Annotated in this window: 13 protein-coding genes; all 13 read right to left on the reverse strand. The window is 42.5% G+C overall.

Annotation, left to right across the window (positions count from 1 at the left end; genetic code table 11):
- Window positions 1-142: 142 nt before the first annotated feature.
- The 13 genes from FJU10_RS14315 to FJU10_RS14385 all read right to left on the reverse strand — a co-directional run bounded on the left by FJU10_RS14315 (window position 143) and on the right by FJU10_RS14385 (window position 12,851).
- The gene (locus FJU10_RS14315; RefSeq protein WP_140966204.1) at window positions 143-1,393 is read right to left on the reverse strand and encodes a hypothetical protein; all 1,251 of its coding nucleotides are present in this window, start codon (window positions 1,391-1,393) and stop codon (window positions 143-145) included.
- A 754-nt stretch (window positions 1,394-2,147) separates the two neighbouring features.
- Complete coding sequence (gene sufB, locus FJU10_RS14330) at window positions 2,148-3,539, reverse strand: Fe-S cluster assembly protein SufB (RefSeq protein WP_005232103.1); 1,392 nt, start codon at window positions 3,537-3,539, stop codon at window positions 2,148-2,150.
- A gap of 29 nt (window positions 3,540-3,568) precedes the next feature.
- Window positions 3,569-4,063 (reverse strand): Fe-S cluster assembly sulfur transfer protein SufU, encoded by a 495-nt coding sequence (sufU, locus tag FJU10_RS14335; protein WP_005232105.1) that lies wholly within the window; start codon window positions 4,061-4,063, stop codon window positions 3,569-3,571.
- Window positions 4,041-5,285: a cysteine desulfurase gene (locus tag FJU10_RS14340; RefSeq protein WP_005232108.1), complete on the reverse strand. Its 1,245-nt coding sequence runs from the start codon at window positions 5,283-5,285 to the stop codon at window positions 4,041-4,043. Before FJU10_RS14340 ends, sufU begins: the two co-directional genes overlap by 23 nt.
- On the reverse strand, window positions 5,282-6,586 hold the full coding sequence (gene sufD / locus FJU10_RS14345) for a Fe-S cluster assembly protein SufD (protein ID WP_005232110.1): 1,305 nt from the start codon (window positions 6,584-6,586) through the stop codon (window positions 5,282-5,284). Before sufD ends, FJU10_RS14340 begins: the two co-directional genes overlap by 4 nt.
- Window positions 6,587-6,599: 13 nt before the next feature.
- Complete coding sequence (sufC, locus tag FJU10_RS14350; protein ID WP_005232112.1) at window positions 6,600-7,373, reverse strand: Fe-S cluster assembly ATPase SufC; 774 nt, start codon at window positions 7,371-7,373, stop codon at window positions 6,600-6,602.
- 304 nt (window positions 7,374-7,677) lie between these two features.
- Complete coding sequence (locus tag FJU10_RS14355; protein ID WP_005232114.1) at window positions 7,678-8,028, reverse strand: type II toxin-antitoxin system PemK/MazF family toxin; 351 nt, start codon at window positions 8,026-8,028, stop codon at window positions 7,678-7,680.
- Entirely contained in the window at window positions 8,021-8,263 is a 243-nt protein-coding gene (gene mazE / locus FJU10_RS14360) for a type II toxin-antitoxin system PemI/MazE family antitoxin (RefSeq protein WP_005232116.1), read from the reverse strand. Before mazE ends, FJU10_RS14355 begins: the two co-directional genes overlap by 8 nt.
- A 168-nt stretch (window positions 8,264-8,431) precedes the next feature.
- A complete protein-coding gene (locus FJU10_RS14365) occupies window positions 8,432-8,974 on the reverse strand; it encodes a GNAT family N-acetyltransferase (protein ID WP_101698816.1) in 543 nt (180 codons plus the stop codon).
- Between the two features lie 62 nt (window positions 8,975-9,036).
- On the reverse strand, window positions 9,037-9,693 hold the full coding sequence (locus FJU10_RS14370; protein WP_101698815.1) for a DUF624 domain-containing protein: 657 nt from the start codon (window positions 9,691-9,693) through the stop codon (window positions 9,037-9,039).
- A gap of 11 nt (window positions 9,694-9,704) precedes the next feature.
- Complete coding sequence (locus FJU10_RS14375) at window positions 9,705-10,577, reverse strand: carbohydrate ABC transporter permease (protein ID WP_101698814.1); 873 nt, start codon at window positions 10,575-10,577, stop codon at window positions 9,705-9,707.
- 13 nt (window positions 10,578-10,590) lie between these two features.
- Window positions 10,591-11,493: a carbohydrate ABC transporter permease gene (locus FJU10_RS14380; protein WP_005232126.1), complete on the reverse strand. Its 903-nt coding sequence runs from the start codon at window positions 11,491-11,493 to the stop codon at window positions 10,591-10,593.
- A gap of 86 nt (window positions 11,494-11,579) precedes the next feature.
- Window positions 11,580-12,851, reverse strand: coding sequence for an ABC transporter substrate-binding protein (locus FJU10_RS14385; RefSeq protein ID WP_140966206.1), 1,272 nt, complete (start codon window positions 12,849-12,851; stop codon window positions 11,580-11,582).
- Window positions 12,852-12,859: the final 8 nt, after the last annotated feature.

The raw sequence follows: 12,859 nt of genomic DNA on the forward strand, positions 1-12,859 counted from the left end.
TATATATTGTGTCTCATTCTTTTATATAGATTGTAAACAAACTATATATTGAATACGAAAAATTAATTGTAGAACGCTACCAAATCCTCTGAACATAAAAATTAAAGATCATCCCCCCTACATATAGTATGTAAAAAATGTACTAAGATTTCAATTGATCTATTATCCCTTCTATATTCACTATTTTCCATTCTCCTCCCTCTATCAGCCTGTTTTCAACTTCTCCTTGTTTTTCATATATCATCCTAAAAACTAATTCTTTATTTTTGCATACACCATCAAGGCTATAAACCATAGAAATATATACATGAGTCACTGACGCACCTTTGTCATCTATTTTAGTTATAGAATAACTATCCAATGTGATATCCTCATATTCTTTTCTAAATAGTCCAGCTTTTTCTTTCACTGAAACTTTTCCAAATATATTTTCAAAGTACAAACTAACTGGTGTACCAAAGTTTCCTTTCTTAATGCATTCTAAAAATTTAATAGCATTGGCTTCTGGTGTCCCATCTTTAATAGTAAAGTGCTCATAACCATTTTCAAATTTTCTTGGTTGCCATTCTTCAAGTAGCTTATCCATTTTTCGTAACTTCTTTTTGTGATCAGTGTATTTCCTAGCTATATCAAAAAAACTTGTTTCTTTACTTTTCTTTTTCTCTTCTAAATACTCTTCTCTTCTTTTTTCTTCACTTTCTAAAGACTGAATCCAGTCATTCACATAAAATAAAATGGCAAATGTTTTAATAGCAACTATCTTGTTATTATACTTCAATTCCCTACCATGTAGTATACCGTTTCTATAAGGTAAATAAATCGGGTCTACATTAGTTTTTTTTCTATTTTCCTTTAAAATATCTACAAGAGAATTTAGTCCTGTAGAATGACCTGCAATACTATCCCATACGTCTAAGTCTGTCGCATCAGCAAATAACCCTGTTGTTTTAATGTCATTTACTATACCATCAACCAACATTAATACAATTGGGATACAGCTATGATATCTTTCTTCAAAATAGTCTTTTTTAGCCAAATTTAGTAACTCAGCTCTTTCTTTGAATATAGGTCTATAAGATAATATGTTAATTAGCCATTCTAGTTTTCCTTCATAATAATTCATAAGAAGACTTTCCCCATCTATTCCCTGTTCCACACACTCTTTCATTACTTTAACATCTAAAGAATCATGCGCAATCCATCCTCTAGAAGAAAATATTTCATTAAACTTATCTGGTAATTCTTTAATTTCTAATATCAATTTTTCTAGCAAATCAAAATCTTCATCAATTTTAATACCAAACAATGAGGAAATACTGCTTAGAATTTTAGCTCCTTGTATACTTTCTTCTAAATCATGTATAGTTTCATTTTTAGCTATCTTATCTCCCATTCAATCACCTCGTTTCTTATTATATCATCCTTCTTTAGCCAACGATAACCACATAGAAGCTATATGAAACATTTATAGGTCTGTTTAATCTGCAATAACTCCCACAACTATGTAGTACTTTCCAAGGATTTTCAGCAAAAAAAATTTTCGTTTCATTTACATATAAAATATAGAAACCCTTGCATATCAATGTTTATAAAGCTTTATTTCATTTCGTTTCATGTATCAAAACTAATTAATCTTTTGCAAATTACAAAAAAAGTACCCTAGTGAGCACTGTAGCTCACTTAAGGGGTAACCCTTAGTACTACGGTCAAATAACAACGGAGTTAGGCTCTCTATCCTATTCATTCAATTCCTTGTATCATCCTACCAAAGATATCATTAGCTTGAGTTGGTTGTCCATCAATTATAATAAAAGTGTACTCCGTTTCCAGCGGCTCTTTTAAGCTTACTGTAATTCCTTCTCCCACCTTCTGCTGAACAGATAGGCTAATTGCTTTCAGATGTTCAATTGCTTCTGATATAGCTTGCCTATCATTTGGAATAGACCCATCAACATAACTAGAAAAGTAACGTAATCTATCTATACAAATATTGCGAACAGCGCCCCTAAGAAAACTGGTCAAGAGTTTGCTGATATGATGGCTCATCAGTAAAAAAGCTGATCAAAAGCTGGTCATTTCTACTATCAAGGCAAAACAAAAAAGCTAGAATCCTTATACATCAAGGGTTCTAGCTCATATAATAGGTGTTACCCCACACTACCTTCCATCTCATAACTAATCAACCGGTTCAATTCGACGGCGTATTCCATCGGTAATTCTTTGGTGAATGGTTCGACGAATCCCATGACGATCATTTCGGTTGCTTCGCTTTCGGAAAGGCCGCGGCTCATTAGGTAGTACAGTTGTTCTTCTGAGATTTTGGAGACTTTGGCTTCGTGTTCTAAGGACACTTGGCTGTTGTGGATCTCATTGAATGGAATGGTATCGGATTTCGATAGGTCATCCATGATGATAGTGTCACACTCGATATGGGAGATAGAGCCTGCGCTCTTCTTGCCGAAGGTGACTTGTCCACGGTAGTTTACTGCACCGCCGTCTTTAGAAATTGATTTTGAGACGATGGAGCTGGAGGTGTTTGGTGCATTGTGAATCATTTTTGCACCAGTATCTTGGATTTGGTTGGCACCTGCAAAGGCAATGGAAAGCATCGTGCCTCGTGCGCCTTTGCCATCAAGATACACACTTGGGTATTTCATGGTTGTTTTGGCACCTAGGTTGCCATCGATCCATTCAACGGTAGCACCTTCTAAGGCTTTGGCCCGTTTGGTTACTAGGTTGTAGACGTTGTCTGACCAGTTTTGAATGGTGGTGTAGCGGCAGTAAGCGTCTTTTAGGGTAAAAATTTCAACGATGGCTGCGTGCAAACTATTGCTTGAATAGGTTGGGGCGGTACAGCCTTCGACGTAATGAACGCTGGCGCCTTCGTCAACGATGATCAATGTTCGTTCGAACTGACCGGTATTTTCGGCATTGATCCGGAAATAGGTTTGCAATGGCACATCGACACGAACGCCTTTTGGTACATAGATAAAGGTACCACCTGACCAAACGGCTGAGTTCAAAGCAGCAAGCTTGTTATCGGTTGGTGGGACTAATTTTGAGAAGTATTGTTTGAACAGCTCAGGGTATTCCTTCAAGGCTGAATCGGTATCGGTAAAGACGATGCCAAGTTTTTCAAACTCTTCTTTCATGTTGTGGTAAACGACTTCTGATTCGTATTGGGCAGAAGCGCCGGCCAGGTATGCCCGCTCGGCTTCTGGAATACCAATGCGCTCAAAGGTCTCTTTGATTTTTTCTGGTACGTCATCCCAATCACGGGCAGGACGATCACTTGGTTTTTGGTAATATTTGATGGCATCAAAATCGATGTCAGACAGGTCTGGGCCCCAGTTTTGCATGGGCATCTTGTTGAAGGCTTCAAGAGACTTCAAGCGGAACTCAAGCATCCATTCTGGCTCTTGCTTGACCCGTGAGATTTCACGGACGATGTCTTCGGTCAATCCTTCGCCGGTACTAAAAACAGGCTGCACGTCATCGTGGAAGCCAAATTTATATTCTTCTAATTCGGGTACACCCATGGTTCTCACTCCTTTTGTAGTGCGGTTGTCTATTCGCTGGTTTCTTCAGTGTCAGATTCATTGGCGTGGCTGTGACTGACAGATGCTTGTGTACTGTCGGCAGCAATGGCTTTTTCTAATGCTTTCCAAGCTAAGGTCGCACACTTGATGCGTGCAGGAAACTTCGCCACACCCCCAAGCATGGAAGCATCTCCTAAGCGATCGCTTTGGGGAATGTCGTTTCCTTGAACGAGCTCAGAAAATAAGCCTGATAGTTCACCAGCTTCTGCTAGTGTCTTACCGATAATCGCATCTCCCATCATGGATGCACTGGCGGTACTGATGGAACAGCCTTCGCCAGTAAAGGCGATGTCTTTGATAGTGTCTCCTTCGACAGCGAGCTCCAAGTGGATCACGTCGCCGCAGGTAGGGTTATTCAATTCGACTTTGTACGTTGAATCATCCAAGGTGCCCCGATGATGTGGGTGGCTAGAATGATCTAGAATGACTTGTCGATACAAATTATCTAATTTCGTTAGTGCCATGTTGGAAAAACTCCTTCGTCAGCTTGATGGCGTCAACCAGTCGATCGGCGTCCTCTCTTGTATTATACAGGTAAAAGCTGGCCCGTGCAGTCGCTGGGACTTGCAAATAGGTCAAGAGGGGTTGGGCACAATGATGACCTGCCCGTACCGCGATGCCTTCCATGTCTAAAGCGGTGGCAACATCATGAGGATGGATGCCTGCTAGATTAAAGGCGATCACTCCCGTGCGTTTTGCTGCTTCTTGGGGACCATAGATGGTCAAACCTTCAATGGCTTGCAGTTTGGGCAAAACGTAGGCAGCTAAGTCTGCTTCATGGGCGTGGATGTTTTCTAAGCCGATTTCTGTTAAGTAATCGACCGCTGCACCTAAGCCGATCGCGCCGGCAATATTTGGTGTGCCCGCTTCAAATTTCCACGGCAGTTCTTTCCACGTGCTTTCTTGCAGATGGACAAAATCGATCATTTCACCGCCAAATTCGACGGGCTCCATTTGATCCAGCCATTGCCGTTTGCCGTATAAGACACCGATGCCAGTTGGTCCGCACATTTTATGGCCAGAAAAGGCATAGAAATCACAATCCAGTGCTTGGACATCAACTGCCATATGTGGAACAGCCTGAGCACCATCCACCACCATGACGGCTTGGTGCTGATGCGCCAATTTGGTTAGCTCTGCAATCGGATTGATCACGCCTAAAACATTGGAAACGTGCGCGATCGAAACGATGGCGGTTTTGTCTGTGATCTGTTTCTTGGCATCTTCCATGTCCAAGGTGCCTTCTGGTGTCAACTGGATATATTTCAAGGTAGCTTTTTTCCGAGCAGCTAATTGCTGCCAAGGGATGATATTGGAGTGATGTTCCATATAAGAAATCACGATTTCATCGCCTTTATTGACAAAACGGTCGCCGTAGCTGCGGGAGACCCAATTTAAACCAGTGGTCGTCCCTCGAGTAAACAGCACTTCCGCCGTTTCATTCGCATGGATAAAACGGCGAACTTTTTCTCGTGCGCCTTCATAGGAATGGGTCGCCCGTTCTGCGAGGGTATGGACCCCACGATGAACGTTGGCATTGTCTTGATGGTAATAATCGGTGATCGCCTGCAGCACCGCCTCTGGCTTTTGCGTAGTGGCGGCATTGTCGAGGTAGATCAATGGTTCGTCATTTACGAGCTGATCCAAGATGGGAAACGCTTGTTTCACTTTTTGGGCATCGATCATGCGAGCAACTTCCCTTCGATAACGGCAACCAATTCTTGTTGCACTTCTTTGACTGGGATCGCGGTCAAGACGGATCCTAAGAAACCACGAATCACCAAACGTTCCGCTTCTGCTTTGCGCAACCCACGACTCATCAAGTAGTACATTTCTTCTGGATCGACCCGTCCCACACTGGCTGCGTGTCCGGCTGTTACTTCGTGCTCATCGATCAAAAGGATTGGGTTAGCATCGCCACGAGCCTGGTCAGAAAGCATTAAGACTCGGCTTTCTTGTTGCGCGTCCGCCCCTTTGGCTCCTTTTAAAATGTGTCCGATACCGTTAAAGGTTAAGACGCCGCGTTCTCTGATAACGCCGTGTTGCAGGATATGACCAATGGAATGCGGTGCTTTGTTGGTTACGCGGGTATCGATCCCTTGTGTTTGGCGTCCAGCACTGATTGCGACCGCTTTGACTTCCGAATGCGCGCCTTCGCCTACAAGATCAGAATCAAAGTCTGCCACGACGTCGCCTTCATTCATGACTCCGATCGCCCAATCTACCATCGCATCTCGTAATACGTAGCCGCGACGATTCATGTACGTAGTAATGTTGACACCTAACTGATCAATCGCAGAGAATTTGACCTTCGCGCCTGCTTTGGCAATTACTTCCACTACGATATTGCCTGACAGTTTTTTCGCTTGTTCGCCTTTGGTTTGGAAACGTTCCAAGTAGCTGAACTCACTGTGCTCATCAGCAACGATCAAAATGTGTTTGAAGAAATGCGCTTGGCTATTGCCATTGTGGTAGAAAATCGCTTCAAGGGGTTCTTCGATCACCACGTTTTTTGGTACATACAAGAACATGCCGCTATTCATAAACGCCGCATGTGCTGCGGTCATTTTGTCTTCGTCCATTGGCACTGCTTTGGTCATGTAGTATTGATTGACCAACTCTGGTACTTCTTTCATTGCTGTAAACAAGTCGGTAAAGATCACGCCTTTGTCGATCAACTCTTGCGGTAATTGCTCAAAGATCGTGGTGTCATCGAACTGAACGAGGGTCGGATGGTTATCCATCGCGTCAAAGGCGGGAACTGCGCCTGCCACTTCTTCTTCTGACAAAGCGTACTCACCAGCAAGTGCTTGTTCGTCGATATTGAACAATGGCCAACGCTCGTAACGCACCCGCTCGATTTTTGGAAACGCAAGTTCATCCACTTTCGCAAGGGCTGCTTGGCGTAATTCCAACATCCATTCAGGCTCTTCTTTTAACGCTGAAAAAACGTTGACTTGTTCAAGATAATCCTGTAATTTTGCCATTTACCTTGCCTCCTTACGCTTCTTCTTCTTTGTAGTCGATCCCTAACTCTTTACTGATCCCAGCATAGCCTTCTGCTTCTAGGCGTTTGGCTAAGTCTGCCGAACCGGTCATCACGACACGGCCTTCCATCATGATATGAACCACGTCTGGTGTGATGTAGTTTAACAGACGTTGGTAATGGGTGATGATCAAAGCGCCAAAGCCTTCGCCCCGCATTTCATTGACGCCTTTTGCTACGACTTTCAAGGCATCGATATCTAGACCAGAGTCGATCTCATCCAAAATCGCAAAGGTTGGATCTAGCATCAACAATTGCAAGATTTCATTTCGTTTCTTTTCTCCACCAGAGAAGCCTTCATTCAGATAGCGTTCCGCCATTTCTTCGGGCATATTCAATAAATCCATTTTTTCATCTAATTTTTTCAAGAAATCCATGACAGAGATTTTGTCGTCTTCGTCACGTTTGGCATTGATCGCTGCCCGCATGAATTCTGCATTGGTGATGCCTGGAATTTCACTTGGGTATTGCATCGCCAAGAACAAACCTAAGCGAGCTCGCTCATCCACTTCCATTTCCAAGACGTTTTCGCCGTCGAACAAAATTTCTCCTTCTGTCACTTCATAATTCGGGTTGCCCATGATGGCAGCGGACAAGGTTGATTTCCCTGTACCGTTTGGTCCCATGATGGCATGGATCTCTCCAGTTTTTAACACTAAGTCAACGCCTTTTAAGATCTTTTTATCTTCGATTTGGACGTGTAGATTTTTGATTTCTAAAACTGACATTTCTTTCCCTCCAGTATCTTTTCTTTCTCACTATTTTAGACTAATTGAGAATGAACTTCAAACGCTATTCCCGACTTTTTTAAAATATTTCTAATCTGTACATTGGAATTATTATAAAGTATTACATAGAGATAGTACATGGTTATTGTTCAGAAAGTCGACTATTTTTGAAATTTTACTTTTATCTTTCAACTATCTTCTTTTCTCTATTGTTGAAACCTTGTATTCTTAGGAAATCAAAGTGAAGGACCCTCACTCGTTTTTTGTGAGGGTCCTTCACTTTTTCCATCCTGCTGTTTTTTAACTATAATGGAAAATTAAAGTTCATCATAAAATGCTGTGCAACGTTAATCAGTTCTTTTTTTGATAGTTTCCCTAAAATTTCAATCTTTCTACCGCCACGCTCGGAATAATCTAGCGTATAAACTTGCTTTGTATTTACTTTACTCCCAGGTTTCAATTTGTCGTGTTGAATATCGACAAAGTAAGGACGCTTCCGATCTGTACTCGTTATTGGACAAACAATGATCAAATTTGAGGTGTAACTGTACTCATCCCTGCTGATGACTAAAGCAGGCCTGCGCTTTTTGATTTCACTCCCTTTCGAGGGATCAAAATCAATAAATACAAGAGTCCCTTGTTCGAGCCTATTCATCAAGCAGCCTGCCTTCAACAATAAAATCAGCAGCTAGCATATCTTCTTCATCAACAAATTCTTTCTCTTTCGCAGCTAAAAAATAATCATCGATCTTAGGAATCAAGGAAATCGTACCATCGTCTTCTTTGCTGATAAAGTAGGTCTTACCAGCAGGAATCTCAAACTTACTTGCTAGCGTGACCATTACCGCATTTCCTTGCTTTCTTGTTTTCACTGTATCCAAAACAATCACCTTTCCTTCATAACATATATAGTCTATTTTACCACGTAATTACTGTAATTACAAAATACAGCTAGGAGAGCAGCCCCTTTTTTACTAGGTACTTTACTATACGCAAAATGCATCTGATCAATCATCAACAACGAAAGAGGACACGAAAAAATTTCGTATCCCCTACCTTCACTTCTGCTGTGCCCATTCTTCTCGCAAGATGCCATACTTGATGGAATCATAATAGGTGCCTTCCCAGAAACGGACTTTGCGGATTTGGGCTTCTTTGGTCATCCCTAGCTTTTCTCCTAGTTTCATCATGCGGTGATTACCGGACCACGTGGTGTACCCGACTCGCTGGATATGAAGCTGTGATTCAAACAACTCATTGATCCACTGGCGAATTGCTTGGCTGCCAATGCCTTGATTCCAAAGGGAAGCATCATAGATGGCTATCCCGAATTCCAACCACTGCTGCAAGGTATTGTCTTCCCAATAAGCGGTCGCGATTCCTACGATTCTACCTTGATAGCTGATCGTTTTACGTAACGGATTATCGATACAGCTAGCGCCAAACCCCGTTCGAAATTCTTCCCACGTCAACACGGGGTCTTGGAAATACGGTCCGTCCCATTTTTTCCATTCTAAATCTGCCTTAGGCCCATAGCTGATCGACCAAAGTTCAGCAATCATTTCTTCCGTAATCGGTTGAAGTGTGACTGTTTCTGCCATCTTCATCCCCCCCCCTTTCTCCTAAAAAAAGTCGTCTCCTTTATTCGTAGACGACTTTCTTTCTATTTTATCTGAAATTTCCGTAAATTTAAATAAAGGAGTCCGAAAAAAAGGACTGGAAAAAGAGTAAAGCCAAATTGCGGCTTCAAAATCAAGGCGACAAAAACGGCAACAAACAAACAGGTTGCTAACAAACTAACAGGCCATTTTTTCAAAGTGAAAAAAAGTGCGGTACGCAGGACATCTTTCTTAGCGGCTTTTGGATTACGCACTTGGAAGTACCACGCGTTGATACTAAGAGCTATGGAAAGCATCCCTAACAAAAGAAAGAAAGGAACGAGCCATTTACCACTTTCAAATTGAACCGCAAACAGAATATCCACGATCGCAATGACACTTCCCAGCCAGCCGATGAGCCAATAGAGAAACCCGCGCACGGCAAAGGTTCGTAAAAAGTAGCAGAAATCTTTTACTGGATCGATGTCTTTGTGTTCTGCAAAGCGATCGATCGCAGCCAGGAGGCTGATCATGCTTGGACCAATCAGCAAGAGTGCCAATGCAAACCAAAGGAGGTTTCTAGGATCGACTGCCAAGAACATTGCCGTGAGGGTGTAGGGTGTATTCACGACCCAAAAACTGATATTCAGGGCAAAGCCAATATATAGCCAGCGGAAGATCCGCATGTAAAGATTGTTTTCAAAGGTAGGTTTGGTAAACATGATTGATCACCTCAATTTTTCATTCCCGAAGTAGCGATTCCTTCTACGAAGTATTTTTGCATTGCTAAAAAGACGATCGCCACTGGCAAAATGGAGACCACAGATGCTGCCATGATCAGGGCATACTCGGCATCATATAAGCCGACAAACATTTTCAACCCTAACTGAATGGTTTTGTTTTCGGTTGAGGAAAGGTAGATAAATGGTCCCATATAATCATTCCATGTATTGACGAAGGTGATGATGGTCAGACTCGCTAAAGCGGGCTTCGTCAGTGGTAGAATGATTTTTCGATAGATCCCCCACTCACTCAAGCCGTCGATCCGCGCACTTTCACACAATGAGTCAGGAATACTACTATAGTATTGTTTCAACAAAAAGACCCCAAAGGCACTGAAGGCTTGTAAGAGGACCAAAGACCAAAGCGTGTCTGTCAGCCCGAACTGGCGCATCATGATGAACTGAGGAATCATATAGGATTGCCAAGGAATCGCAATCGTACCGATGTATGTCAAAAACAACAGGTCGCGTCCTTTGAAATGCATCTTCGAAAACCCATAAGCCGCAAAGCTAGAGGTAAACAGTTGGATCAAGGTAATGATGACGCTCAAAAATGCTGTGTTCTTGAAAAAAGTCAGCAAAGGTATGCGATCCCAGATCACCGTATAGTTTTCTGGGTGCCAACTTTTTGGAATCCATTGGATCGGTACGCTAAAAACATCGTTATTGGTCTTAAAAGAAGCAGAGATCATCCAAAGAAACGGGATCAGTGTCACTAACGCGAGAAATGTTAATAAGAGAATCAAGGAGACACTGCCGATCGACAGCTTGGCTTTTTGTTTTGGTTTGGCTTGAACATTCTTTTTACTCAGTGTATTTTCCATCTGTACTCCCTCCTTACACCCGTTCTTGTCTTTGGTTCCACTTAAACTGGATCACCGTGATGCCCAAAACGATCACAAACAAGACCATGGCGATCGCAGACGCGTAACCAAAATTAAATTTCACAAACGCTTCGTTGTAAATTTGATACACCAAGACATTGGTGGCTCGACCGGGTCCGCCGGCAGTCATGACTTGGACCAAATCGAAGATCTTGAAACAGTTTATGACCAGCATGATCGAAACAAAGAAGGTCGTTGGTCGTAAGGACGGCAACGTCACGTTGCGAAACTGCTGCCACTTGTTGGCCCCATCGATCGAAGCCGCTTCATACAATTCCTTTGGCACACTTTGTAGCCCTGCCAAGTATAAGATCATGTAATACCCCATGCCACGCCAGACGCTGACTATGATGATCGCCGTCAAAGCCCAATCAGAGCTGGAGGTCCAACCAGGAGGATTTTCAATAAAAAATTTCAAAAACTGATTGATTGGTCCCATCGTTGGGTGAAACAACATGTTCCACACGACAGCGATCGCAACTAACGAGGTGACATAAGGAAAGAAGAAGGCAGTACGGAAAAACTTCATTCCACGTACTTTTTTATTCAATAAAATCGCTAAGCCTAAGGAACATACTAACGTTAATGGAACGACGCCAATCGTATAGAGAAAGGTGTTCTTTAACGAGATCCAAAAGGTGTCGTCCCCTAGCATTTTGCTGAAATTTTTCATTCCCACAAATTCAGGCGAACTAAAGGAATCCCATTCCATGAAAGCCAGAATCAATGAGAACACAACTGGCACTAAGGTAAATAAGAAAAAGCCGATAAAGTTCGGTGCAATAAAAGACAGCGCGGTTAGCGTATTTTTGCGTTTCAACTTATTGGCTGCTTTTGATTTTGAGGTTATTTCCATATTTGTCTCCTGCTGCTTGCCAGCAGGCCCCCTTTCATTAATAAAGAGAAGGAACTTTTTTGCCCAAGTCCCTTCTCTCGTTAGGACTATTCTGTTTCAGATTTCACCCTTTTTTCCATATTCGCAATGCCTTCTTTTGGTGTTTCATCCCCTACAAGGATCAAGTCATGTTCTTCTTGCAAGATTTTGTCGATCGCTGGTCCATTTTCATCGACAGGAAACTCGATCGCGACGGTTTCTGGATTGAAGGCTTTTTTCGATACTTCATCGGCAGGCATGCCTTCACGGGAGAAGTAAAGTTCATCAATGGCATCAGTCTTATACGAAGGAACGACACCGACTTCTGCTAATACTTTGGCGCCTTCTTCACCGGCACAAAAGTCTAAGAATTTTTGTGCAGCTTCTTGATGTTTTGAATTTTTATTGATGGCAAAAGCAGTCGGAGAACCAAATGTCGTTACTTCCCCTTTTTCATTTTGCGGCATTTCCGCAATGCCCCACTCGACATCTGTCTTACCATCGTCGATATTGGTCATCAATGCACCCATATACCAAGTTCCCATGTACATCATGGCTGCTTTTTCATTTTCAAATTGTGACTGATACGTAACTTTCGTTGATTTTGCTGTCCCGAAGTCCATTTGCGCTTTTTCGTCTTGCATCCGCAATGCACGATCATAATATTCTTCTAAATAGTCGTATTGAGGATCGATCAAGTTGGCACCATTTTGAGCAGCTGCAATCGCTTGAGTAGTAGAACGCCATGTGTGTTGATACGCACCATAAATTTGTTCGTCTGGTTTTGTTAGCTGCTTGGCAAGCTCCTCATATTCGTCCCAGGTGATGTTTGATGGGTAGTCTAAGCCTGCTTCATCGAACATTTTTTTGTTGTAATACAAGACCCAAAAATCCGTCCGATACGGTTGTGCATAGGTTTTGCCTTCTACGTCATACATGTCATAGCTTTCTTGCGCTGGGGCAATATCCAATGATCCGATATGGTCGGTGAGATCGACTAATTGATCCCGCAACGCATAATTGGAATAGGAAAGCAAATTTTTCATGGTCAAAATATCTGTCGTATCTCCGGAAGAGAGCATGGTCGTCAGTTTGGTATCATAATCATCTGAAGCAATATCGACAGGCTCAACGGTAATGCCCGGATTCGCTTCTTCAAAGGCACGGAATAGTTTTTCGAATTCAGGTGTCGTATCGTAATTCCAAGTGGTTACGGTCAATTTGATGTCGCCATCTTCAGAAGCAGCGGAATCATCTGTCGCTTCGCCTCCACAGGCTGCCAAGGCTGCAATCGTCCCAAACATCGTTGCTGCTAATAAACCTTTTTTCAAAAAGTGCATTTTCATTC

This window comes from Enterococcus sp. OL5 (assembly GCF_006491895.1).
Taxonomy (GTDB): domain Bacteria; phylum Bacillota; class Bacilli; order Lactobacillales; family Enterococcaceae; genus Enterococcus_D; species Enterococcus_D innesii.